Source organism: Clostridium sp. CMCC3677, from assembly GCF_023845585.1.
Taxonomy (GTDB): domain Bacteria; phylum Bacillota; class Clostridia; order Clostridiales; family Clostridiaceae; genus Clostridium; species Clostridium aquiflavi.
This window is the reverse complement of the sequence record NZ_JAMQHS010000001.1, coordinates 177,651-203,035: the sequence shown is the minus strand read 5'-3', so window position 1 is coordinate 203,035 and position 25,385 is coordinate 177,651. Positions and strand designations below refer to the sequence as shown.

The following is a 25,385-nucleotide window of genomic DNA, read 5'->3' as shown; positions in this document are numbered from 1 at the left end:
TTGAAAGTGCCTGTCACCAATGTAATATGGTGACAGTCACCAGCTTGGTTATTTCAGAGTAAAGTGACAGTCACCAGCTTGGCTAAATTTCTCTTTACAATGCTTATATGATTATTTTTTATTCTTTAGATATACTCATCATGCCCCTAAAATACAATATCCCCATAAGTTATCCACATATTTTCAGGCAATATAATTTCCTAAAGAATAAAAAAAACGCTACGAATAAAACTCATAGCGTTTTTTCGGTGACAGTCACCAATTAACAGAAGTGACAGTCACCAACCCCAATTGGTGACTGTCACTAGCTAGTCCAAGAATAGCTAAATTAATAAATTAATGAACCATCTTGTCCTAAGTTATACCATTTACCATCTAAGAATATATATCCAGTCTTCATCTTTCCTGAAGAATCAAAATAATAATCCTTACTATTTATTCTTTGCCAGCCTGTCTTCATAACACCACTATTATTTAAATAGTAATAATTCTTCCCGTCATATAGCCAGCCTTTTTTCATTGTTCCATCATCATTTAAATAGTACCAATTTAAATCATAATACTCCCAGCCTCTTCTCATTGTACCGTTGTCTAATAAGAAATACCAATTACCTTTATACAGTTTCCAACCAGTTTCAAGCATCCCATTAGGTCCAAACATGTACCATTCTTTATCATAATATCCCCAACCAGAATTCTTCATAGCACCATCGCCTTGAAGATAGTACCAATATCCATTATCTTTAAACCAATTGTTTTTCATTGTTCCATCCGCATTTAGATAATACCATTGTCCACTTTCGTTAATCCATCCGTTCTTTTCCATATATCCATTGATATTTACAAAGTACCATTGATTATCATATTTTACCCATTTATTTTTTACTTGATTACCTAAAGCATCATAAAATGTCCAATCATCACCAGATAATACCCATTCATTAATAGCTTGTATTTTATCTCTAATTATACTTACTCTATATAGTGTTGTAGTTTTCTTATCTTCTGCTACAACTTCTATATTGACAAGATTTGCACCTATTTTTAAATCAATGTAATCAGATTCTTGTGCACTTGCATACTCTTTGCCATTTATCTTTACCTTTGCTTTATCATTTTGAGCTGTAAATACAAGTTTAGTTCTTCCTACTGCTCTATCAACTTTTACAGTATAAAGATAAGTTTCTGGATCAAATTTAGGTGATAAAGTTCCTTCAGTACTCTTAAGATTTGAAAGTTTTACATTATCTTTTCCATATCTTCTTGTGATAACTATATCGTAAGTACTCGTATCGCCTTTATCATCAGTAACTTTTATTTCTATTTCGTTAGAACCTTCGTCTAAACTAATAAAACCTGTTGTTCCTCCACTTACAACTTTCTTTCCATTAACTTTAATAGTTGATGTAGAATATTCAGCTGTTGGAGTAACTGTTACAGCGGTTACTTTATTTTCAACAGTAGCTGTATAATCAAAAGTTTGTTTATTAAATGATGGTGAAAGTGATGCTGAATTTATTTTTAAAGATTTTAAATAAGAACTTCTTGGTGCTTCAGTTCTAGTAACCTCTAAACTATAAACTCCAACTTCGCCATCTTTTGTAGTTACTCTAATAGTTATATCATTCTTTCCTTCTTTTAATGATATAGGTTGACTATTAGCTCCACTAGTCACAAGAACACCATTTATTCTTATAGTAGATGAATTATCTGCTGCTGTTGGTTTTAATACAACCTTATCTGTTGCTGTTGGAACAGTAGCTGTATAATCCGTAGTTTCTGGATCAAATTTAGGTGATAATGTTACACCTGTTAAAGACTTTAATTTAGCACTGCCTTTTTTAGCAATTACAAGTTTAAATGTCTTCGTACGTCCATTAACTGTTCTACTAATAAGTATTTCATTTTCCCCACCTAATAATTTAAAGGTGCCTGTCTTACCACCCATAGTAATTTTAACACCTGAAGTTATGGCCTTACCATTTTCATCTACAATACTAACTTTAGCTGTATCTATATCATCTCCTAATCCTGAGATATAGTAATCATCGCCATCAGAATTATAGTCTAAATCAAGAGTCATTGCTCCACCACTACCAGATGCAGCTATCATTATCTTGTTAAATTTAAATGTATCTGCATTTTCTTCTTTAAATTTAAAAGTAACATTATAAGATTTAACTTCTTGAGTTCCTAAATCTTTTACTTTAATAGTAGCATTAAAATCATTATATTTAGTCATAGCTATTTTATAACTTGTAACCCCGTTGCTTGTTGAACTTGCAATTTTTACACCACTTGAATTAGATGTTACCCCTTCGAGTTTGTAATATGACGTATCACTTGATTTTATATTAATAGTCGATACTGACATATCAATTTCATCCGTATAATAAGCATTTGAAGAACTTTTATTAATATCTAAATTAGCTCCACCCGCTTCTACAACAAATCCTAAATTCAATTCCACCGCACTTGCAGATTTAATATTCCCCATTTGAATTCCTGTTATCATAACTGTCAATATTAAAAATTGTGAAATAACTCTTTTAAAATTAATTTTCATCATTTATTTTATTGCTAAATGAATATTAACTTTAGCAATTTCCTCCTCCCTTTTTGTTAGTAAATTAAGCTTTTATCCTACATTAATTATCGTTTAAGCCTACATAAACTTTACATAAGCAATTATAACAATTATAGCCATTTTTTTAAACACAAAAATCCAATTTTCGCTTAATAATTAATTTTTTTTTACAAATAATCGGTTATTTTATTCTTATTAACATATATCTTTTGTGTAAAGCGAATCAAATGCTATGTTTTAAAATCAAATTTATATTTTTGTATAAAGCTTCTGGACAAAAATTTCCAGTGTGAGCTTATCCTTTAAAATATAGCAAAACAAAAAATACAAGGAGGAATGCTTTTATGGCTATAACAAAATTAGTAACAGGTTGTTCATTAGGTATCGAGGTGCAAAAGGGGGTTGATAAATTAGGTGATCCAATCTATACAAAAAAAACATTTTCAAATGTTAATCCATCAATAGGTGCTGACGATTACTTTGAAGTTGCTAGTGCAATAGAAAAAGTACTCGATGCTGATTGTCGAAACTATATCATAACTGATTCATCAAAATTAATGAATGAATAAAATTTAAACTAAAAAACTTACTTTATTACCACACATCAAAATTCAATAAATTGCAATATTATACTTTTTAAATATCTATGTAATTTATTGTAGAAAATATTAAAATTAATAATCTTTAGGAGGAATTACAATGGAATATATATTATCAATGACTTTTATTAATTCTACTGGTTCTAAAACAAATATAAATATAAGTGGTGTTAAAAATGATTTAACTGATGACAATGTAAAAGCTTTAATGCAGTTAATAATTGATAAAAACTTCTTTTTAACAAGTAAAGGATCTTTCGTTAAAATTGAAAATGCTCAATTAACTCAAAAAGAAATTAAAAAGTATACAGTTAAATAAAATAATTTAAAAAAAGTCATGTCCTAGCGACATGGCTTTTTCCATTTTCTGGACCCCAGGGGTAAATTAAAAAATTAAAGTTTTATTGGTTTTTTCATGAGTTAAAGCATATATATTTTATGAACATACAATTTATTACTTATATTACAATTTTATTGCATTTTTCAATATAAATATTAATTATTTTTAAAAGGGGATGGGTAAATATGAACTTTAACGCTATTGAGAGATTAGTTTATTTATCAAAACTAGGTGACAAAAAAGCTAAAGAAGAACTTGCAAAAGAATTTAAACCAATGATATTAAACATTGCTGCAAAAACTTTTACACATGGTTATGATTTTTTAGATATAAAAAATGAATGTTATGCTAAACTTTTTAGCTGCATTGATTATTACTCACTATCTGAACATAAATTTGTTGCATATGCTACAAATTCAATACAAAATGAAATAAAACAAATATTAAGAAAAACTAAAACTAGAGATGCTGCTGAAGGCTCAGATGCTTTAATATTAAATGATAATTTAGAATATGTATTGATATCAAAAGAACCAACTCCTGATGAAGTTTTATATAAAAATGATGAAAAAAAGAGATTAAAACTAGCTTTAAGTAAATTAGATGATGACGAACGACAACTAATAGACTTTATAATAATAAAGAATAATCCTTTAGTAAAATACTCTAAGATTACTAAAATACCATATACAACATTACATCGTAAAAAGAAAAAAACTCTAAAAAAATTAAGTGAATATTTAAATTAATTTAAAATTAGGCTTTATTTTAGCAGAGTGTTGATATATGCATAAGCAAAGTGGGCGGAGTAATTGAACTTAGGAATGCTAAAATGAGTATAGTCCCATTTTAGCTTGCTCCCAATATAAAATTGTGACATGCAGTAAATGTGACAATACTCATTGAGAATTCTCAAAGTCCAATTACAATGCCACTTTACCTATTGCATATATCAACACACATTTAAAACATAACCTAAAATTAAAAAGCAAGATTTAAAAATTTAAGGAGATGCAAAGGATATGAATATCAATGAATTAGTCAACTTAATTGGTAATGTAGGCTTCCCCGTGGCAGTTAGCAGTTACTTATTAATAAGACTAGAAAAACAAATACATGAACTTAATCTATCTATAAATAAATTAAATACCATCGTATCAACAAAACTTGGATTACCCCAAGGATGAAGAAAAGCATAGGATGCATCCTATGCTTTTCTTTATTGTAAATACTATTCTACTAATTGACCACTAGCATTAAAGTTGTAATTCACTTCATTTATTGTCTTTTGTCCTTTTTGCATTGTTCCATCAGCATTTAAATAGTATTTTGTCTTTCCTTCTTGTAGCCATCCTGTTCTCATAGATCCGTCGGCATTTGAATAGTACCAATTGTCTCCGATTTTATACCAACCAACTAACATTGTTCCATCAGTATTAAAATAATTCCAGAATCCATTCAACTTAACCCATCCAGTTGCCATTGAACCATCATAATTTAGGTAATACCACTTATTATTGTTTTGTAACCAGTTTGTTTTCATATTTCCATCAGCAGTTAAGTAATACCATTTATTATTAGTATCTTTGAACCATTGATTCTTTAAAGCCACTCCATTAGCATCATAATATTGCCAATTTCCTGTTGATGTTTTAACCCATTTACCTTTAATAGTACTTGCATTACTATTTGATGAATTACTATTATTATTTCCACCACCTGGTGTTACTGTTGACCCTGGATTTGTACTTCCGCCCCCTGGAGTCACTGTAGTATTTCCAGAATTACTATTTCCCGGATTACTTGTATTATTACTTGATGAAGAAACAGTTCCTCTTGTTATATTTAAAGTATAAGTTCTTTGTTCATCATCTTCATTTGTAACCTTAACTTTTATTTCATTCTTTTTATTTAAAGTTAAATCAACAGTTCTTTGATTCTTAGAATTTACACTTTTACCATCTACTGTTACATCATAATCATTATCATCTGGCTCAGCTTCAATTTTTACTGAATCTATAGAAGATGCAACCTTTACATCATATGATGTTACTTTTTTAGCAAAATCTAATTTAATATCTCCATTATTTAATTTTAAATCATCTAAATATACAGGATCTTGTTTATTGTCTTCTTTATCTGAATCTGAACTTGAAGAATCTCTTCCACCTCTATATACATTCAATGTATATATCTTTTCATTATCATCTTCATCTGATACTACAATTTCAATTTCATTTTTACCTTTTTTAAGATCTACAGTTCCCTCATATCCATAACTCTCTTTTACTTTTGTACCATCTATTCTTACAGTATAATCTTCATCTGATGGTTTAGCTTTAATTTCTATCTCATCAACAGATGAATTTACATCTACATTATAGCTTGTCTTAGTTTTAGAAAAAGATAATTTACCGTAATCTAAAGAAATACTTGATAAATATAAACTACTATTATTTGAAGAACCTGATGAAGTTTTTTCTATATGAATTTCATATTCGTCTAAAACATCATTCTTTACATTATTTTTGTCAAAACGTCCTTCTTTATAAGTTCTTATATATAAAGTAGTAGTTCCTTTTCCAAGTTCTATTTCCTCATCTGATTCAAATGCAGTTGATCTTCTGTTATTATCTGCAAAAATATAAGTTTCATAATCAGAATCTGTATCACAACTTATGTTAACACTTCTTAATGAAGTCTTAGCATAATATTCATTTCTACTAGTTCTAAAGTCTGTGCTTACATCATACTCATCATCTCTATAAAATTTAAGTTCATTTGATGTATCAGTCTTATTTAATTTTAAATCACTTATATGACTACTTGCAGCATATGCTGTTGTAGTAAATAAGTTCATGTATTTTGACGGTTGTATTGTTGAAAATGCACTAATTGTAAGTGCTATAGCAATAATTCTTTTTAATCTTTTATTCATAATTCTTCCTCCAATTGCATATATACTATTATTTTACCATTTTATGATATAAAATGCATTACCTATAACCTTAATTTTTTGTTATGTTTTTTAATCTATTGATATTTTAGTATAATGCTCATGGACAGAGGAATTTAATTTAACAACACTAAAAATAAAGCCTAGTCTAATTAATGCATGCTCCCAATATAAAATTGTGACAAGCAATTAATTCAACAGGGCTTCATTAAGAGTTGTAAAAAATCAAATTCCAACGCCACTGCGCTCTTATACTAAAATATCAACATTGTACAAAAAACATATACTTTCTATGCACTTTATAACAACATTTAAATTCTTACTTAATACTTTTCAAAATTCAATTGCAATGTCGCTTCACATATTTCATATATCAACATTTTACAAAGACATATACTGATTTTATATTGCTTAATTCTCAATTATATTCTAAATTAATTCAACAGGGCTTCATTAAGAGTTGTAAAAAATCAAATTCCAACGCCACTGCGCTCTTATACTAAAATATCAACATTGTGCAAAAAACATATACCTTCTATGCACTTTATAACAACATTTAAATTCTTACTTAATACTTTTCAAAATTCAATTGCAATGTTACTTTACCTATTACATATATCAACATTCTATAAAAAAATCCCTAATATAAGATATCATCTCACATTAGGGACAATCATATTTTTTAGCTTTCCACTATCCACTTTTCACTACATCACCTAGCAGCTCCATTTTGATTTAATACACGACCATCAATTTCTACGTTATATGCCATTGCTCCATCTGGATATAAATAGTACCATCTGTAATCTATATATTGCCATCCTGTTTGCATCTCTCCATTTGTATTAAAGTAATACCATACTTTATTAAATTCTTTCCACCCAGTAGATATTTCTCCCTTAGAATTTATATAGTACCAATTATTATTTGATTTTATCCATCCTGTAACCATACATCCATTATTATCCAAATAATACCATTTACTATTTGAATTAATCCAACCTTTTTGCATAACTCCAAATTCATTAAAATAGTACCAATTATTATCTACTTTTTGCCATCCTGTCATTATAAATGAATTTCTACTAAGATACCACTTTCCGTCCATAGATTCTTTCCATATTAAATTTGATGAATCTATATTATTAAAATTAACATCATTAGAATTTTTATCAAAATTAACTACATTATCTATATAATTGTTTTGTGTTGATGTTTCTATAGTTGTATTATAATCATCTGTTGATACGTTGCTGTCTGCATTTGGACTTGCTGATAATATATATTTAGAACAATGTGTTATAGTAAATATAGCTTTTCCTTTTTTAACACTTATATTTGATGATATTAACTCTAATGACTTAGTTTCTTCATTATAATAGTATAAGTATCTGTTATCACCATTTAATTCATCACCAACATTAACTTGAACAGTTGCTTTTCCTGGTAAAACTCCATGATGTTTAAAGTTTATAACTACTTCTGAATCATTTTGTGTTTTTGTTTGTATTTCAGAATCAAAGCTATCATCCATTTGAGACACATTTTTTAAATCTGAAGCATTAAAATTCCATACATAATTACTTCCCTCAAGAATTAATTTTTCATATTCATATTCCTTAGTTAAATCAAATATTTCTTTATCAACCTTACTTGAATATGAAGTATTTAAATACATCTGATCATCACTTGTTTTATCTGTATCAACTACTATTCCACTATTATATTTATTTGAGCTACTATTCCACGAATTACTGCTTGAAGAATTGTCTTTTAACTTTTCTTTGATTATTTCAGTTCTGTCGCTTTCTTTACTTTCACTAATTTCTCCAGATATAGTCACCTTAACTTTTAAATAATATCCCTTATCATTACTCTTAAGCTTGTACTCTTCTTTATCTGCATTATCTATTTCTTTATATTCTCCATTTTTATCTTTGCATCTTAACCATTGATATGAAACCTTAGGCTTGTTTGTATTATCGTTATATTTAACCTTAGCTCTTAAAGTATTTCCTACTCTCTCAGTTCCATATATAGATACAGATTTTAATATATCTCCAGTAACATTACCTGAGTTGTTATTATCATTAGCATTTACAGATGGTATATAATGAATTCTAATTTTTATTGCTGTATCATCACTATCCTCTGCATACTTAAAATAAAGAATACTATCACGTTCTTTTTCAGTATAATTAGGTGCTCCTGTTATATTTGCTCTCATATAATATGGTATTTTATTATTTGAATCTAAACTAAGTTCATAAAATTTTTTTCCGTCAACACTATAAGCTAATTTTTGTTCACCTTTGCTTAGTTCTATTAATGGTATAAACCATTTATTTAAAGTACTATTTGTAGCAGAATGATTACATGCATTAAGTTTATCACTTGCTAAAATAATAAATGTATATTCTCCTTGTGCATTTATATTAGCTGCATTTACAGTAAGCTTTTCATAATTTTTTCCCATATCTTCTGCAAAAGAATTTATTAAAGGTACTATAGCTTCCTTTTTATCATCTATTTCTGGTGGTACATCTTCATCATTTCCATCTGAAGGCTCATTTCCACTAGTTCCACCCTGTTCACTTCCATCTGTGTTACTCCCATCCCCTATAGTTTCACCATCCTTTGATTCAGTATTTTCTGTATTACCACTTTCTTTAACAATATCATTTTCATTGGACTCTTTTAAAGTAATATCATCCCCATTACCTTCATAAGTACTTAAAATATTTTCACCATTCATTAACTCTATAGATTTTTCAATTAAATTTGCAGATAACTCATCAGATTTCTCTGTGTCATCTTTATGTAATACCTCATCAGCATAAACAATATAAGAATCTTTGCAAGGTAAATAAAAAATAAAGGCAAATTGAATAAGTAATATAGTAAGAATGATTGCAATTGATTTAAAATAAATACGTCTCATAAAATCTCTCATTATCAAAACCCCTTCTCTTTAAACGTTTTCATATAAAATTATAATATTCTTATATAAATATATTATAATACATACTATATGAAAAATAATACAAAAATAATAAATTTTATGACATTTTCTTTTAATAAATGTTGATGCATAAAGTTATTACAATAAACAGTTGACAATGAACAATTGTGGTTAAAAACCATTAGCTTTCTAAAAGTATATATTTTAAAATTCATATAGGACTTCTATCCTTCACTTTCAACTAAAATATACTATAAATAAAATGTTATTTTTTAATATAGATTTATATATGCAATAGGTAAAGCGGCATTGTAATTGGACTTTGAGAATCCTTAATGAGTATTGTCACGTTTACTGCTTGTCTCAATTTTACATTGGGAGCAAGCTAAAATGGGACTATACTCATTTTAGTATTCCTAAGTTCAATTACTCAGTCCACTTTGCTTATGCATATATAAACTCTATCCCCAAACATAACATTGTAAAAAAATAAGAGACTTTCTTTCGAAAGTCTCTTATAATTTAAAGCTTAAATTATTTAACCCAAGCTCCGTTAGCTGCTAAAACATAACCATTAACAGTTGTGTTAGCTAACATTTTTCCTGATCCATCAGCGAAGTACCAAGTACCATTGTCGTTGATCCAACCAGTCTTCATTGCTCCTCTAGTTCCATCTGAAACTGGATTTAAGTAGTACCAAGCTCCATTAATGTTTTGCCATCCTGTTTGCATAGCTCCATTTGAACCTAAGTAGAACCAAGTTCCATTAACAGTTTGCCATTCAGTTTGCATAATTCCAGCTGCATTAGCTAAGTACCAATTAGCTCCATCTTGGAACCAACCAGTTGCTTTAGTGTTGTCAGCGTTAACGAATGTCCAAGTTCCATCAGCAGCTTGGTTCCATCCAGTTTTAACTGTAACTTCTGGTTTTTCTTCTTCTTTATCTTCTTTTTGTCCGATTACAGAATAAACTTCATCGTCTTCATCACTCCAAACAACCATGTTGTCTTTGTTGTAAACTGATAAGTTTATCATTTTACCATCTACTTTGTAAACTTTATCCCAATCATCTTCGTTATCGAATTTGTAAATAACTCCGCTATCAATTATCCAAAGGTTTCCATCTACATCAACATTATATGAAGTAGCAGTTTCTATATCACTATCAGCTACTCCTTCACAATCAGTGTAATACCAACCAGCTTTAGTCTTTAATGAAGCAACTTGAGCATATATTTTATCTTTATCTTTATCTTTACCAACTATACTTTTATCAGTTGTGTAAATAACTACTTTTCCATTAACTATAGTTGATTCAGCTTTATTATTTTTTACAGCTTCTAATAACTTTATAAAGTCTACAACGTCTCCATCATCAATAGTTGCATCGTCTTCAGTTACTGCATAAGTAGAAACTGTTTTAGCATATTTAGCTCCATCTATTGTATCAGAAGCTTGATCTTTTGATATTTTTTGAATAACATCTAATGTTACTACTGTATTACCCTCTGTAGCTTCAAGTTTAGATACTTCTATTCCATTAACTTCTTCTATTGGTTGGTCCTTGCTAGTTAATGTAATTGTTGCATATCTATAAATATTTTTAGAGTCTTGTCCTAAAATAGCATTTTCAACAACTTTTGCTGTTAAATTTTTGCTATGTTCTTTACCAGCATCATCTTTACCACAGTTATATTTTTTATCTGTATTTTCTACATTAACTGCAGATCCAGTAGTTGGTTTAACTTTAATTTTACCTAAATTGTAATCAGCATCAATGTAATTACCTTTTGCATCAGTATAAACATTTAATTTATTTGTATTATCTGTATTATATGCTTCTTTACCATTTGTTTCATCTGCAGCTTCATATTTACCAGCATACCAAGTTTCACCAAATTTATTTCCTGATTCTATTTCATCTAATCCTATTTCATTTTTGTGATCAGCATATCTTTCATCTGCTTTATCTTTAACTTTTTTCTTTAAAGCTGATTTTGCATCATCTTTATTTTCTTCTTTAATATCTTCATCAGTTACTTTACCATTTGTTAAATCAACAAAGTAATCTCCATCTTCAATGTTAACATATTTTTCGCCATAAACTTTTGCTTCTGAATTTGAATCAACATCTTCTAATTCAGAGTATTTTCCATCTGCTAAGTAATAAGCAGCTTCATCCTTATCATTTACTTCTCCGTCAACGTAGAATTGTCCATCTTTGTATGCTACTGCATGATAAACCTTTCCATCTTCTGAAGATATTCTCTTAACGTCTGCTGCATTAACTCCAGTTGCTGGAACTAATGAAACTACTGCTGCGGCAGCTACTAATAAAGCTGTCATTTTGTTTGCTCTGTTAAACATAATTTCTTTCCCTCCTAATTTTTAAAATCATTATAAATTATACCATTCTAACATATTAATGTAAAGTTTGATATAAAGTACAATAATATTGTCATCATTTACTTAATTGGATTTTTATAGTCAAAAACCCACTTTTATCATTATACCAAAAAGTTTGTCCCTGTCAATTGATTTTTTGGTATATAATTATCATATTTCAAAAATATATATATATGTTATCTTTTTTCTATATGTGGATTATTATCCCATAAATCTTTCGTTATACAATACAATAACATTTTCTAATTTAGGGCCTTTTTTGAGAAAATAAATTAAAATTTAAAAATATTTATTTATTTCCCATTTTCTGGACCCCAGGGGGTAAGCAAAAAAACAGATAAGACTTTAAATCTCATCTGTTTCCATTTTTTACACCCCAGGGGTGACTATTTTATTTATCTCTTCGTCTGTTAATCCTGTTAATTTAGATATAGTTATATTATCCATTCCTAATTTATTTGCCTGTATTACTGTTTCTTTTATTTTTTGCGTTGCTCCTTGCTCAATGCCTTTCTCAATACCTTTCTCAATGCCTTGCTGTATTCCTTTTTGTATTCCCTGCTCAATTCCTCTTTGTATACCTTGTTGAATTCCTTTTATTTCAGCTGTTTGCATACAAGCTATATAATCTCTAATTGCCTTTAATTCTCCTTCATACAGCTCTCTTTCTTCTCTATCCAAATACATAACATCTAACTTTTCAACAGCTTTTTTTACAGATTCATCTACTGCTAATTCAGTTGGTATTTTATCTTTTTCAAGTTCATAAGCTCTATTTAAAAATGCTATCCATCTATCTAAAGTGGTTTTCACATCTTTAAAATCCTTCTTAAACTTATTAAGTTCTATAAAATGCATTTCAAATACACTTGAAAATTCTTTTTTACTCTTCTCATTATATACTTTATATACATTATGAAAGTCGTCTTCATCTATATAATCAAAATCTAAAATATTTATAGATATAGTTTTTCTTAATTTGTCATAATTATATCCACCTTCTAATTGATCTGAATATACCTTAGCCCAATAATAGAAAGCTCTTTTTTCATAAAAAACCTGTTCTGATAGTTGCATCTCTATGTCATACCAAGTTCCTTTTTCATCTACTGCTTTTATATCAAGTATGCTCATTTTGTCACTTTTATAATTTGCTATGTTATATGGATTTTTAAGTATAATATCCTTTACTTGTTGATCCTCTGATAATATGGAATTTATAAAAGAAATAAGTATATCCTTATTCTCTTCACTTCCAAATAATTTTTTAAATGCAAAATCTACTTTGGGGTTTAATCTACACATAAAATTCACTCCTTAGCATTTTTTATCTATATATATTATATCCTATAAAAATCACTTCATAAATCATAATCTTTTTTTCCATTTTTTACACCCCAGGGTAAACAGTCCTCTTTTTTGTATTATGTAGCCTTTAAGCTCCATTTTATATGATTATCATCTTCTACAGCAAAATTATTAAAAACAATCATCTTCGAATTAAGATATATTTTTGCACCCTCAAATATTAATTAATTTGTTCCAACACTAAAGCCTTCATATATATTATTAGGTACTGCAAAAACTTCTTTATTATATTTCATTCCACATCTAGCTGTATACAACGCTCCACTATTTTTTCCTGCTTCAGTTACAACTATTTTCTCACACAACATTGCAATAATTTCATTTCTTCTTATAAAATTTTGCTTTGCATTTTTGCTTCCTGGTGGAAATTGAGATATTACTAGACCATGTTCGCATATAGCTTTCATTAATTTCATGTGTTCTTTTTGATAACATCTATCTAGCCCTGTTCCTATAACAGCTACAGTATATAAATTATTTTTTAAAGCTACTGTATGTGAATACCCATCTATTCCTTTTGCCAACCCACTAATTATAGGGATATTATTTTTAGAAAGTTCTTTTGATAATTCTATGGTTACTTTTTTACCATATTCACTACATCTTCTTGACCCAACTATTGCTACTGATTTAGAAAATTCTTTTATTATTCCTTTTGCATATAACACTATTGGTGAATTTATATATTTATTTAACTGACTTGGATACTTTTCTTTATATTTTCTTAAAATGTATATATCATTTTCAATACAGTAATTATATATTTTTTGACAATAAGTTAAATCCCTAGAATTAATGATTTTTTCAGCTAATTTATTGCATTAAAATTCTTTTGTATATCTATTCTATCCATTATTGGGCCTGATAGTTTTTGTCTATATTTAATAATTTCATAATCAGTACATTTACACCTTTGCTCTCCATAATATCCACATGGACAAGGATTCATGGCTGCAACAAGCATAAAATCTGCTGGAAAATCATGAGTATACTTAACTCTAGAAATTGTAACTTTACCATCCTCAATAGGTTGCCTTAATGCATCTAGGGTTTTCTTATTAAATTCTGCTATTTCATCTAAAAATAGAACTCCATTATGTGAAAGTGAAATTTCTCCTGGCATAGCAAAAGTGCCCCCACCTATTAGTGAATTTAATGAAGCATTATGATGTGGTGATCTAAATGGTCTTTCTGTTATTAATGCCCCTCTATTTTGCAATAATCCTGAAACACTGTATATCTTAGTAACTTCTAAAGCCTCTTCTTCACTCATAGATGGAAGTATTGTAGGTATTCTTTTAGCAATCATTGATTTACCGCAACCTGGTGTTCCACACATCAACAAATTATGTCCACCAGCTGCTGCAACCATTATAAATTCTATGGCACTATCTTGTCCTTGAACATCACTAAAATCTATTAAATATTTATTAGATATTTTATGCTTAGCGTTATTCAAATTTATAGGTTTATATGGATTTATTCCTGATATAAAATTAATAACTTCATTTAACGTTCTAAAAGCAAAAATATTCATATCACTAACTAGACTTGCTTCTTCCACATTTTCTATTGATACTATTATGTTTTTTATACCATTATTTTTGGCTTCAATTATCATTGGCAATATTCCTGTACATGGTCTCAAATCACCATTTAAAGATAGCTCGCCTATAAAACCATATGTACTAATTTCTTTAACTTGTACCTGCTTCGACTGTATTAGCAATGCAACTGCCATACCTAAATCATAATGAGATCCCCTCTTTTTAATATCACTTGGAGATAAATTAACTACTATTTTCATTTTTGGAAATTGAAACTTAGAGTTTATTATTGATGCTTCAAGCCTCTCTCTAGATTCTTTTATGGCAGTATCTCCCATTCCTACTATAGATATAGACGGTAATCCATCTATAATATCAATTTCTATTTTAACTAAATATCCATCTATACCTAATATTCCAAAACTATTAACCACTGTAGCCACTTAACTTCCCTCCCTCTTTATTGATACTAAGTGCATTCTCTACAAATTCCTTATATAAAATATCTCTATTCCTTTTACTAAAATAATCTAATATTATTTCTGGATTTATTGTTTTCTTAGAAGTCTTTCCTATAAACATAGAATAACTAGACCATTTGTAATACTCAGGTTTCTTAACTATATTAGCCCTTACTGGATTTAAATGAATATATCTACTAACTTCTAAGATTTGTTTATCATCTTTTATCAACTCTGAAAAATATCGTGATTGAAATAAATGTCCTATGTAATTGTATTTCTTATTAAAATATTTTGTGTATGTAGAATTCAATCTTCCCATTATTCGTGTTAATGGTTCTTTTCCTGTTTTTATTATTAAATGCACATGATTACTCATCAAACAATATGATATTAATTCATAATTTAAATAATCATAATAATGTAAGCTATCCTCAAGTTTATTCAAATAAACCCTAAAGTCTTGTTCATCTAAAAAAATTTTACTTCTACGATTACCTCTAGTTGTTATATGATATATAGCACCTTCATACCATATAATTTTAGGTGTTGACATCTTAGCATTTCTCCCTATAACTATTATTATTTTAAAGTATAGACATAATCTTTTTATTTAAACATTTCCCATTTTCTGGACCCCAGGGGTAGATACACCAAAAAAACAGATAAGATCAAATCTTATCTGTTTCCATTTTTTACACCCCAGGGGTGATTAATATGGGTAATAATAAAAATGTGTAGATGGATCTGTATCATATATTGGATCATAATCTTTAACATTTCTTTTATGTACTACATTGTCACCAAATTTTTTTCTTTGGTTATCTGCAATATATGAATTCCATCCATCAGCCCAACACATAAATGTGTATACATGAGAATTATTTTTTGTAAATACAATATCTCCTGGTTTTAATTGGTTTAAATCATAACACGCTACAAATCCTTTATTCTTTAATTGACTTTCTAATTGAGCTACATTTGCAGTATACGTAGAAATATTGAATCCATTTCTTCTTAAAACTTCTGATAAAAAATATACACAGTTATTACTCTCAATTCCGCCATGCAGTCTTATTGCTTCATCATGCACACTTACTTGATTATATGTATTAGTCATGTATTTAAATATGTTGTAATTAGTATTTGAATGAGAATAATCTCCATATATATTTACACATTCCCCATTAAACTGAGAATATTTATAGCTATCATACCATGTATTTTCAGCAAGAGTTCCGTCAGCATTAAATCTATAGTTTTTTCCGTCTATAATTTTTTCTTCATTTGATAGCATTGCACCTATATTTCTATCTAAATAGTACCACTTTTCCTTTAATTTTTTCCAACCATATTCGATTTTTCCTGATTCTGAAAAACAATACCACTTCTCATTTACTAATTGCCATCCTGTTAACATCTCCCCATTATTATTAAAATAATATGTTGTTCCATTTATGTTTTGCATGCCTTTTTGCATTGCTCCATCATTGTTAAAGTAATACCATTTTCCAAATATGTTTTTCCATTCATTCTTAACTAATTGATTTTTAAACTCATAATAATACCATGAACCATACTTTTCTTTCCATCCAATTGTATGTAACTCTTCTTTTAAAGGTTCATCTTCTTTTTCTTCATCTTTATCAGATTTCTGTGATGATACATCAGTATTATTATGCTTGTCCTCTTTTTCTTTTGTATCTTCTTCCTTAATATCTTTTACATCCTTTGTATCCAGATCTAGTTCTTTCTTTGATTCATTCTTTAATAAATTACTTTCAGTTAAAACCTTATTTTCTTCAACTAATTTAATCTTTTCTGGATTTGTACTTTGACTTGCAAAGACTGTTGTTGGAATACTATTAATACATAGTATTAATGATAAAATCACTATTATTTTCCTTTTCTTCACATTAATCTCCTCATTTTTTCTTTTGTATTATGCATGTTTTTAATATATATATTAGTTCTATTTTTACAAATTTACTAACTATCAAATAATGCACCTTAATTTATCGTTAACTGTTTATTAATCTTTATCTTAAATTTAAAAGTAGAAATTTTTTATCATCTACTCTTTTGTGCTTCTCACTAGCTTACCCAATTTCCATTTTTTACACCCCAGGGGTATAGCAATCACAGTATCATGTTATACTATATTTTATATTACATATTCAATAGATATGAAAAGAAAGGAATTTTATTTATGAGAAAAAGAATTTACACTTATCTTCTTTTATTATTCATGTTTATTTTTTTAACGGCTTGCAATAATACAGATGAAACTAAATCTTCTAGCTCAATTGATAACGATATTAGTATTAATGATGAAAATTTAAATTTTGATAAATTATTTAAAAAAGGTAATGAACTTTCTAATGATTATTCTACATTTAAAGATTTTGATATGAATAAAGATGAAGCAAAACTTAAAATAGATGGAAAAAATTTAAATTTTACCTTACCAATATACTTAGATAAGAATAGATACTATTTACCATTAAATGAAATTGCCTATAATTTAAATGGTAAAGGCGTGAAAAATGAAGATATATTATCATTACAAATAAACGATTTAATTTATTCTATTAATCTTTCAAATAATACCGTTAAGTGTCCTAATAAAGAATTTAAATTAAAAAAAGATTTATTAAACTCTGAAAACATTTATTACATATGTTTTTCGGACCTCTCTAATATGCTTGATTTATATACTAGATGGGATAAGGATAATAAGATAATTAATTGTAAAATTAATTCCAGTGAAAATATAAAAAATACTAATACTGAAGTAAATAATAGTAATGATAACTCTAAAAATACTAGTGATGATACTGATATAGATAATGAAAATACACAGATAGGGTTAATACGATTTGAGGATATATGTTTAACTTCTCAAAGTTATGATAAAAACTACTTTGAAAATCTTCGTGTAATTGGAACATACATGAATGAAAAAAATATTCCTTATCATATAGCTTGGATTCCAAGATACAAAAATCCTAATTTTAAAATTGATAATAATCCTTTAACTAAAAATAATTTTGAGATTGCAGAAATGGTTTATACACTTGATTATTTGAAAAATAATAATGCTGTAATTGGTTTGCATGGCTATACTCATCAGTTTGGACATCATGAATCAGCTGCTGGATTTGAATTTGGAAAGTTTGAACCTTCACCTGTTGTGTTTAGAGAAAAAATAGAAAAAGCTATTGAAACAGCATCATACTTAGATATACCAATAAATTTTTTTGAAGTACCACATTATGAGATAACTCAAGAACAAAATAAAATTGCAGAAGAATATTTTAAAATACTTTACTATCCATTTAATGATTGTGGTGTTGACAATGCAGATTTGACAAAGCCACAACTAAGTCCTTATAATAACGCTTCATTATATATATCAACTCCATTAGATTATATTGCAGAAGGTAAAGAAGATCTTTGTTTAGATAGAATTAAAAATGCTGATACCTCTAATATGGGTAGTGTATTTTTCCATCCTTCATTAGAAAATAATTTTATTACACTAAGTGAAGATTCTAATGGTTGTCCATGTTTTAGCTATGATGATAATTCTATATTAAAACGATTAGTAACTATATTAGAAGAAAAGGGCTTTAAAATGACTAAAGTAACTGAACTTTAAAAGATCAAGCTGGTGACTGTCACTAGCTTGACCTTTTTCCATTTTTTACACCCCAGGGGTGATTTCTTATAAATCATCTTTTGAAAGATTTATATAAACATATGAATCATTATTAGTTTTAGTTTCTATTTTATAATTTCCATCTTGAGTAAGCTTATATTTAGTAATATTAAAGAACTTACTACCGTTTAATTTGAACTCTTCTTTTTGTCCATCAGGTTTTGTTATTATAAGATTTTTCAAAACATCATCTCCAGCTTGTACAAATGATGATATTAATAAATCACCATTATTAGATGATTTAGAAAAACCTATATTAGGTGAAGTTATATCTCCATTATTAAGGTAAAAATCATATTTTAATACATCAGAATAAGAACCATCTTTAAACTTGTAAACCATAAGAATTTCAGTCATACCAGTATAAGAACTTTCAAATGATACAGGAGAATCATTACCATTAACTAGTCTCCAAGTTGAATAATCATCTGTAAATCCTAGTATCTTGCTATACTCTACTTTTCCTGATTGATTAACTTTTTTATAAGCACAGTACAATTGTCCTCCATCATAAGTAGTCTTAGGTAATACACGATGTCTACAATACGCATCAATAGAAAGAGTTATTTTTCCATCTTCACTTTTTGCAACAGTTTGAATTGCATCTCCTCTTTTTATATCACTTCTATATTCTCCAGTTTTATCAACATAGTAACCATCAATAAATTCATCTGTACACATTCTACCCATGTCTTGTATAAAATACCATTTCCCATTTTCTTGATACCAACCATATTTATGGCTATATCCATCAGAATCAAATAAAAAATATGTTCCATTATAGTTATACCATCCAGTTGGATAACTTCCATCGTCAAGTTGTAACCAATCTCTTCCGTTATCATTATGCCATTCATTAGCAGAAGCCTTTATTGGCAACGCCACTATTGTTATAACTGCTGTAATAAGTAAACTTAAAAGTATTTTTTTCAATATACTTCCCCCTCGTTTAAATTTATATATTTACAATTATACCATTATATATATGTAAAAGAAAATTAAAGCAACATTGTTAGGTATGTTAAAGTCACAATGAACACTTCCTTCAATAAGTTTTACATACATTGGTTTTAAATATTCACTTAAAGTTAAAAATCTTCATAATATACTTTCAATAATCAAAAAGCAGATAAGATTTTTACGTCTTATCTGCTCATATGTGGTGACTGTCACTGTTTGACCTTTTTCCATTTTTTACACCCCAGGGGTGATATTATCCTACCAAATCTTTAATCTATTTTCTGGTTTTACATACATATCATCATTTTCTTTTATTCCATATATTTCATAGAATTTATCAAATTGTGATAATACTACATTTGATCTTACCTTATTAGGCGAATGTACATCATTTTGAAGTTTAAGATCTCCATATTCCTTTGTACTAATTTCACGCCATACATTAGCATTACTTTCAAAGAAATCTTTGTAATTAGCCTTTGGCATCTTATCTAATATATCTAATGCACAAGCTATTCCTCCAAGATCAGCTATATTTTCTCCTACTGTAAGATCTCCATTTACACTTTTACCATTATCAAGTTTTACATTATTATAAAAGCTTCTTACGCTATTAGTTTTTTCTTCAAACTTTTTATAATCTTCAGTGCTCCACCAGCTATTTAAGTTACCATCACCATCAAACTTGGCTCCAGTATTATCAAAAGCATGACTAATTTCATGACCAATGATTGCTCCAATTGCTCCTAAGTTATGTTCTTTTGAAGCATTTACATCATAAAATTGTTGTTGAAGAATTCCCGCTGGAACTGTGATTGAATTAGCTGTTGGATTATAGAAAGCATTTACCATTTGTGGTGGACATGCAAATTGTGATTTATCTACACGTTCATTTAATATACTTAATTGCTTTTCTTCTGCAAATTTACCTAAATTTATTAAATTTTCAAAAAGTGAACCGCCTTCTTCATATGATCTTATCTTTAATGAAGAGTAATCTTCCCATTTTTCAGGATATCCAATTTGAACACTTATTTTATTTAATTTTTCTTTAGCACTCTTTTTAGTTGAATCACTCATCCAATCTAAATTTTCTATTCTCTTTTCATAAGTTTTAATTATTTCATCAGTCATATCTTTAACATCATTTTTAGTCTTTTTAGAAAAGTATTTTTCAACATATATCTTACCAAATGGCATTGCTAATGCTGAATTAACTATATTTATAGCCTCTTCATCTTTAGGAGTTTCTCCACTTGAACCTAAGTAAGCATTAGAAAATTCTTGTGCTGCTTTTTGGAAATCATCACCTAGACAACCTGCTGCACCTGCTATATTTTTTATTTCTATATAATCTTTAATAAGTGGTAAATTTTCTTCAGTATAAATATCATTCATTGCTTTTAACCAATTAGGTTCTGTTAAAATTATTTTATTAGCTTTATCTATTTTTAAATCTTTCATAAGATCTTTTATCTTTAAATTTGGAGCTACTTCGTTAAGCTTATCTAAAGTATATACATTATATTCATCATCTATTGCATTAGGATTTTTTGAGCTCTCTTCTTTTCCTATTATTGATGGTGCTATCATGTATTCTAATTTGTAAAAATTATCAACCTTTATTTTTGCCTCTTCTTCAGTATATCCTACTAAAGTTAAGATCTTTTTATAATAATTTTCAGAAAGACTTTTCACTCTTGCAGTATTTTCTGTTGGCTTTACATATTCATCAGAATTTCCTAAACTAAGAGAAGTTGATCCAACATATGCAGCATATCTAGTGGCATCTTTTAAATCAACACTGCATCCAATATTAATTAATGGATTTCCAATATCATATTTATTAAGTTCTCTAATGTCATCTAAAGTCTTAATGTTTTTAATCTTATCTAACATTCCTTTAATAGGTTCTATACCTTGTTTATTTCTTGCTTCACTATTTAAAACATTCTTATATAAATTAATCATTTTTTTCTCATCACTATCTTTTGAATAGTTCTTTTCATTAGCTAGTAATTCTTTCATTATTTCTTTCTTTTGCTCTGTTAATGCCTTTTCAGCTTCATTAAATGCTGAATTAGATACTTCACCAGCATCAATCTTAGCAGTATTTAACCATTCTTTATTAGTTACACTATAAAAGTCATCTTGTAACCTTATATCGTCAGATACTACTTTACTTCCTAAATTAGCTGTGTCAGTTACTTCAGCTGCTTTAACATATGTTGCTTGTGACATAAATAATGAAAATGCCAAAGCACATGCTATAAGCCTACTCTTTTTAAATTTTGCCATTTTAAGTCTCATCCCCTATATCTTATTAATTTTTAGATTACATTTTTACAGGGTATTTATATATGCCACTTTACATATTGCATATATCAATACAGATAAAAAAATAACCTAATTTTTAATTTGCGTATTTAATGTACCATATTCTGTAATATACGTATATATTATCTATAAAATATTAAGAAAAATTTATGATTTTTCTAACTTGTACATTATTATCTTGCACAGATATATAATTATTATTATAAAAAATGTATTTCTTATGAATTACTTTTTAAGTAAAACAAAATTTAGATTTTAAACTTGTACCTGTAAAATTTTACACCCCAGGGGTCAATAAAAAAACAGATAAGATTTTTACACCCTATCTAATTGTATAAATTTTATTTCACTCTTAAATGTATTTCTGTATCACTTACCTCTAAAAATATATCAAGATACATTATTTCTGAAAAACAACATTTAAATATCTCTTCTTCCACACCTTCTCTTTTATAATAATCGTGTGTATATCTATTTCTTAGTCGTACAATTTTTATTAAAAAATCACATAAAGAATCCTCTAAAAATCCATGAATTCTTGCTCTCTTTACTAATTCTACTGCTGAGCATCCATCTATATAATTATCATTCATAACTAAAAATGTCTCTGACATATCAATTATATATTCCGTTAAATCCTGAAAATATCCAAGAATAGAACGCTTTAAAAAAATAGAATTTGTATTATTAAATTCCTTCATTGCACCAATAAGCAAAGTAAGTGTGTCTTTAGCAACATAAAACTTCTTTTCTAATCTTTCTTTTTTATATTTATAATAAGGTGACATATTTATTTTCCTCCATTTAGTAATTCTGTATCATGTTTTATAAGTTTATTAAGCCATTCATTATTTCGTAAATATTTATTAACATAAAGCCTAAAATCAATTTCTTTATTAAAATCTAAAATAAGTTTATTTTTACTTTCTATATAACATTTTGCTAAATCAGAATCAAATTCATTTAAATATAAAAATGTTATATGTATATTATCATAAGAAAAAAAATCTTCTAACCTAGGAAGTAATTCATCTTCTAGTTTAAATTCAAATTCTACCCCTCTTTTTTCATTTAACAAAATTAATATATCTATATCACTTCTATTTTCTATAAAGTTTTCTGTATTATAACTACCAAAAGTAGCTAAAGCAATTATATTATCTGTGTCATCAATTTTAAAATCTTTTATATCTTCTTTCTTCATGTAATTCACTACCTTTAAATCATAGTATTACTTTAATTATAACCTATGTTTAATTTTCTTAAAACAAAAAAACAGATAAGATTTTTACACCCTATCTGCTATGGTGACAGTCACCAGCTTGAACATTTTCCAAATTTTACACCCCAGGGGTGATTTACATCAACCTTCAACAACCTCAATTTTCTTCCCTTTAAATACAATTGCAAGTTTTAATATATTATTTATATTTCTTTCCATAAGTTCTGCTTCATATTTATTTTCCTCAATTTGATTTAAAGCTTCTTCAATTCCCTTTTCTATGCTTTTACTCATAAAATCATCAATCTTTTTAAACTCCATTATAATTCCAAGCTTTGAAGTATCTTTAGGAATTAGCATAACATCATATCTACCGTATCCACTTTCTTTATTTGATTTTACTTCATATTTATCAGCAAGAGATACAATCATACCAAGTACAAAGGCATGATAAACCTTTTCTGGCTCCTCTCCTGATACATCAAAATAGCTTATATTATTTAAAACAAAATTTTTGAAAAAACCACCAAAAGTTTCAACATCTCCAGTTACCAATGCATTCAGCATAATAGCATACTTTTTGCTTGTTAAACTTTCCTTAAACCACTTTTCAATTAAGTTTTCATAAAATATGTTCACTTCTTCATTTGGTATTTTTAATTCACAATTAAACTTTCCTCTAGTAAGCTCCTTATTTACTGGCTTCAAATATCCGCTTAAGGTTAAAAATCCCCATAGATTTTCCTCATCATCTTCTACATCTTTCATAACAACATGATCATCTACTATCTTTTTTATAGAATTTCCCTTTATAAGTTCTTCAAGATTTTTCTTAGTATCTTCATTTCCATTAGAAAGTAATCTCTTTATTAAATCATTACTACTACTATTTATCCAATAAGGCATAAATCCCATTGTATTGTTTTTAATATAATTTAAAACTGACCAAGGATTATATATAATCTTTCCTCCAAATATATACCCATTGTACCATTTCTTAACCTCATCAATCTTTTCTGAAAGGTTATAATATTCTAATAAATTTATAACCTGTTCTTCTGTAAAGCCAAATTTATCATTAAAATTAATTCCTAAAATACTATCTACCTCTATATTATTAAGCCCTGAAAAAATACTTTCCTTTGCAACTCTAAGTATTCCAGTAACTAAAGATTTTTCTAAATATACATTATCCTTAAGTGCAGCTGTTAAAATATTTCTTATTAAAACGATAGCTTCCTCATGCTGTGAGAATCCAAATCTTGTATTTGGTTCATCTAACGTACTCAGCGAATGAATATGAGTCGAGTTTCCTTTTTTTTCTGAATAAGACTCCTGAATTGGCACATCATATTCATCTATAAGTACAATTACTTTTTCATCATAATGCTTGTTAAGCAATCTCATTAGATTACTTAATGCTTCTGAAAACTCAACGATAGAACCTTTTCTATCTAATATTTCTTTAAACTTCTTTTTATCAAATTGTGATAATTTTTCACTTTCTAATAAATAGTAGTGATCCATATATATATTGTACATTAATGATTTTATTCCCTCTTGAAGATTTTCAAAACTAAGATGTTTTTCATTCTTAAAAGTAAGAAAAATAACTGGATACTCCCCTTGCATCTTCATTATCTTTTCTTCATTTTCTATTTCTAATCCCCTAAATAAATCTTTATTTTCCTCTTTTTTTTCTATATCAAAAAAGTATTTTAACATACTCATATTTAAAGTCTTACCAAAACGCCTTGGTCTTGGAGTTAAAATAACCTTTGCACCATTTTCTATAAATTCTTTTATAAGCAAACTCTTATCTACGAAATAATGATTTTCTTTTATAATTTCCCTAAAGTCTGATGTTCCAACCTGAATACTCTTTTTCATTACTGCACCTTCCTTCTAAAAAAATATCT

The 25,385-nt window shown here is 27.7% G+C and carries 19 protein-coding genes; 5 read left to right on the top strand and 14 right to left on the bottom strand.

The features are described from left to right. Positions 1–328 precede the first annotated feature (328 nt). Complete coding sequence (locus NG901_RS00835; RefSeq protein WP_502800112.1) at positions 329–2,566, bottom strand: cadherin-like beta sandwich domain-containing protein; 2,238 nt, start codon at positions 2,564–2,566, stop codon at positions 329–331. Between the two features lie 365 nt (positions 2,567–2,931). Here NG901_RS00835 and NG901_RS00830 point away from each other — a divergent pair, with 365 nt between their 5' ends. The 4 genes from NG901_RS00830 to NG901_RS00815 all read left to right on the top strand — a co-directional run bounded on the left by NG901_RS00830 (position 2,932) and on the right by NG901_RS00815 (position 4,713). After that, complete coding sequence (locus tag NG901_RS00830; RefSeq protein ID WP_205449994.1) at positions 2,932–3,156, top strand: DUF1659 domain-containing protein; 225 nt, start codon at positions 2,932–2,934, stop codon at positions 3,154–3,156. 130 nt (positions 3,157–3,286) lie between these two features. Then, a complete protein-coding gene (locus NG901_RS00825; protein WP_252211754.1) occupies positions 3,287–3,505 on the top strand; it encodes a DUF2922 domain-containing protein in 219 nt (72 codons plus the stop codon). Positions 3,506–3,711: 206 nt separating this feature from the next. Continuing rightward, the gene (locus NG901_RS00820) at positions 3,712–4,275 is read left to right on the top strand and encodes a sigma-70 family RNA polymerase sigma factor (RefSeq protein WP_252211753.1); all 564 of its coding nucleotides are present in this window, start codon (positions 3,712–3,714) and stop codon (positions 4,273–4,275) included. A gap of 273 nt (positions 4,276–4,548) precedes the next feature. Further along, positions 4,549–4,713 carry a YvrJ family protein gene (locus tag NG901_RS00815; protein WP_205449997.1) on the top strand — a complete coding sequence of 55 codons (165 nt, stop codon included), beginning with the start codon at positions 4,549–4,551 and terminating at the stop codon, positions 4,711–4,713. Between the two features lie 44 nt (positions 4,714–4,757). On the opposite strand, the gene NG901_RS00810 is transcribed toward NG901_RS00815, so the two are convergent. From NG901_RS00810 to NG901_RS00775, 8 genes are all read right to left on the bottom strand, one after another. Further along, on the bottom strand, positions 4,758–6,464 hold the full coding sequence (locus NG901_RS00810) for a cadherin-like beta sandwich domain-containing protein (protein ID WP_252211752.1): 1,707 nt from the start codon (positions 6,462–6,464) through the stop codon (positions 4,758–4,760). A gap of 730 nt (positions 6,465–7,194) precedes the next feature. Further along, positions 7,195–9,435 carry a cell surface protein gene (locus NG901_RS00805; RefSeq protein ID WP_252211751.1) on the bottom strand — a complete coding sequence of 747 codons (2,241 nt, stop codon included), beginning with the start codon at positions 9,433–9,435 and terminating at the stop codon, positions 7,195–7,197. Between the two features lie 543 nt (positions 9,436–9,978). Then, positions 9,979–11,811 (bottom strand): N-acetylmuramoyl-L-alanine amidase family protein, encoded by a 1,833-nt coding sequence (locus NG901_RS00800; RefSeq protein WP_252211750.1) that lies wholly within the window; start codon positions 11,809–11,811, stop codon positions 9,979–9,981. Positions 11,812–12,219: 408 nt separating this feature from the next. Beyond that, positions 12,220–13,155, bottom strand: a complete 936-nt coding sequence (locus tag NG901_RS00795) for an Rpn family recombination-promoting nuclease/putative transposase (RefSeq protein WP_252211749.1) — start codon at positions 13,153–13,155, stop codon at positions 12,220–12,222. Positions 13,156–13,382: 227 nt separating this feature from the next. Beyond that, positions 13,383–13,949, bottom strand: a complete 567-nt coding sequence (gene dprA, locus NG901_RS00790; protein ID WP_502800111.1) for a DNA-processing protein DprA — start codon at positions 13,947–13,949, stop codon at positions 13,383–13,385. Positions 13,950–14,026: 77 nt separating this feature from the next. After that, positions 14,027–15,208: a YifB family Mg chelatase-like AAA ATPase gene (locus NG901_RS00785; RefSeq protein WP_252211748.1), complete on the bottom strand. Its 1,182-nt coding sequence runs from the start codon at positions 15,206–15,208 to the stop codon at positions 14,027–14,029. Beyond that, positions 15,192–15,782 carry an REP-associated tyrosine transposase gene (locus tag NG901_RS00780; RefSeq protein ID WP_252211747.1) on the bottom strand — a complete coding sequence of 197 codons (591 nt, stop codon included), beginning with the start codon at positions 15,780–15,782 and terminating at the stop codon, positions 15,192–15,194. The genes NG901_RS00785 and NG901_RS00780 overlap by 17 nt, the downstream gene beginning before the upstream one ends. A gap of 156 nt (positions 15,783–15,938) precedes the next feature. Continuing rightward, entirely contained in the window at positions 15,939–17,141 is a 1,203-nt protein-coding gene (locus tag NG901_RS00775) for a cell wall-binding protein (protein WP_252211746.1), read from the bottom strand. Between the two features lie 294 nt (positions 17,142–17,435). On the opposite strand from NG901_RS00775, the gene NG901_RS00770 reads away from it, so the two are divergent. Next, positions 17,436–18,887, top strand: a complete 1,452-nt coding sequence (locus tag NG901_RS00770; protein ID WP_252211745.1) for a DUF2334 domain-containing protein — start codon at positions 17,436–17,438, stop codon at positions 18,885–18,887. Between the two features lie 66 nt (positions 18,888–18,953). Here the strand turns inward: NG901_RS00770 and NG901_RS00765 are convergent, their stop codons facing one another. The 5 genes from NG901_RS00765 to NG901_RS00745 all read right to left on the bottom strand — a co-directional run bounded on the left by NG901_RS00765 (position 18,954) and on the right by NG901_RS00745 (position 25,356). Beyond that, positions 18,954–19,880 (bottom strand): hypothetical protein, encoded by a 927-nt coding sequence (locus tag NG901_RS00765; protein ID WP_252211744.1) that lies wholly within the window; start codon positions 19,878–19,880, stop codon positions 18,954–18,956. A gap of 285 nt (positions 19,881–20,165) precedes the next feature. Then, complete coding sequence (locus NG901_RS00760) at positions 20,166–22,205, bottom strand: M13 family metallopeptidase (protein ID WP_252211743.1); 2,040 nt, start codon at positions 22,203–22,205, stop codon at positions 20,166–20,168. A gap of 380 nt (positions 22,206–22,585) precedes the next feature. Beyond that, on the bottom strand, positions 22,586–23,032 hold the full coding sequence (locus NG901_RS00755) for a hypothetical protein (protein ID WP_252211742.1): 447 nt from the start codon (positions 23,030–23,032) through the stop codon (positions 22,586–22,588). Between the two features lie 2 nt (positions 23,033–23,034). Next, positions 23,035–23,448, bottom strand: coding sequence for a nucleotidyltransferase domain-containing protein (locus NG901_RS00750; protein WP_252211741.1), 414 nt, complete (start codon positions 23,446–23,448; stop codon positions 23,035–23,037). 159 nt (positions 23,449–23,607) lie between these two features. Continuing rightward, on the bottom strand, positions 23,608–25,356 hold the full coding sequence (locus NG901_RS00745) for an AAA family ATPase (protein WP_252211740.1): 1,749 nt from the start codon (positions 25,354–25,356) through the stop codon (positions 23,608–23,610). Positions 25,357–25,385: the final 29 nt, after the last annotated feature.

Bases quoted from the DNA above. Each gene is read 5' to 3' on its own strand.
- NG901_RS00810 (WP_252211752.1), bottom strand. From the start codon at position 6,464: ATGAATAAAAGATTAAAAAGAATTATTGCTATAGCACTTACAATTAGT.
- NG901_RS00760 (WP_252211743.1), bottom strand. From the start codon at position 22,205: ATGGCAAAATTTAAAAAGAGTAGGCTTATAGCATGTGCTTTGGCATTT.
- NG901_RS00770 (WP_252211745.1), top strand. From the start codon at position 17,436: ATGAGAAAAAGAATTTACACTTATCTTCTTTTATTATTCATGTTTATT.
- NG901_RS00825 (WP_252211754.1), top strand. From the start codon at position 3,287: ATGGAATATATATTATCAATGACTTTTATTAATTCTACTGGTTCTAAA.
- NG901_RS00795 (WP_252211749.1), bottom strand. From the start codon at position 13,155: ATGTGTAGATTAAACCCCAAAGTAGATTTTGCATTTAAAAAATTATTT.
- NG901_RS00750 (WP_252211741.1), bottom strand. From the start codon at position 23,448: ATGAAGAAAGAAGATATAAAAGATTTTAAAATTGATGACACAGATAAT.
- NG901_RS00800 (WP_252211750.1), bottom strand. From the start codon at position 11,811: ATGTTTAACAGAGCAAACAAAATGACAGCTTTATTAGTAGCTGCCGCA.
- NG901_RS00830 (WP_205449994.1), top strand. From the start codon at position 2,932: ATGGCTATAACAAAATTAGTAACAGGTTGTTCATTAGGTATCGAGGTG.
- NG901_RS00780 (WP_252211747.1), bottom strand. From the start codon at position 15,782: ATGTCAACACCTAAAATTATATGGTATGAAGGTGCTATATATCATATA.
- NG901_RS00805 (WP_252211751.1), bottom strand. From the start codon at position 9,435: ATGAGAGATTTTATGAGACGTATTTATTTTAAATCAATTGCAATCATT.
- NG901_RS00755 (WP_252211742.1), bottom strand. From the start codon at position 23,032: ATGTCACCTTATTATAAATATAAAAAAGAAAGATTAGAAAAGAAGTTT.
- NG901_RS00815 (WP_205449997.1), top strand. From the start codon at position 4,549: ATGAATATCAATGAATTAGTCAACTTAATTGGTAATGTAGGCTTCCCC.
- NG901_RS00835 (WP_502800112.1), bottom strand. From the start codon at position 2,566: ATGAAAATTAATTTTAAAAGAGTTATTTCACAATTTTTAATATTGACA.
- NG901_RS00820 (WP_252211753.1), top strand. From the start codon at position 3,712: ATGAACTTTAACGCTATTGAGAGATTAGTTTATTTATCAAAACTAGGT.
- NG901_RS00745 (WP_252211740.1), bottom strand. From the start codon at position 25,356: ATGAAAAAGAGTATTCAGGTTGGAACATCAGACTTTAGGGAAATTATA.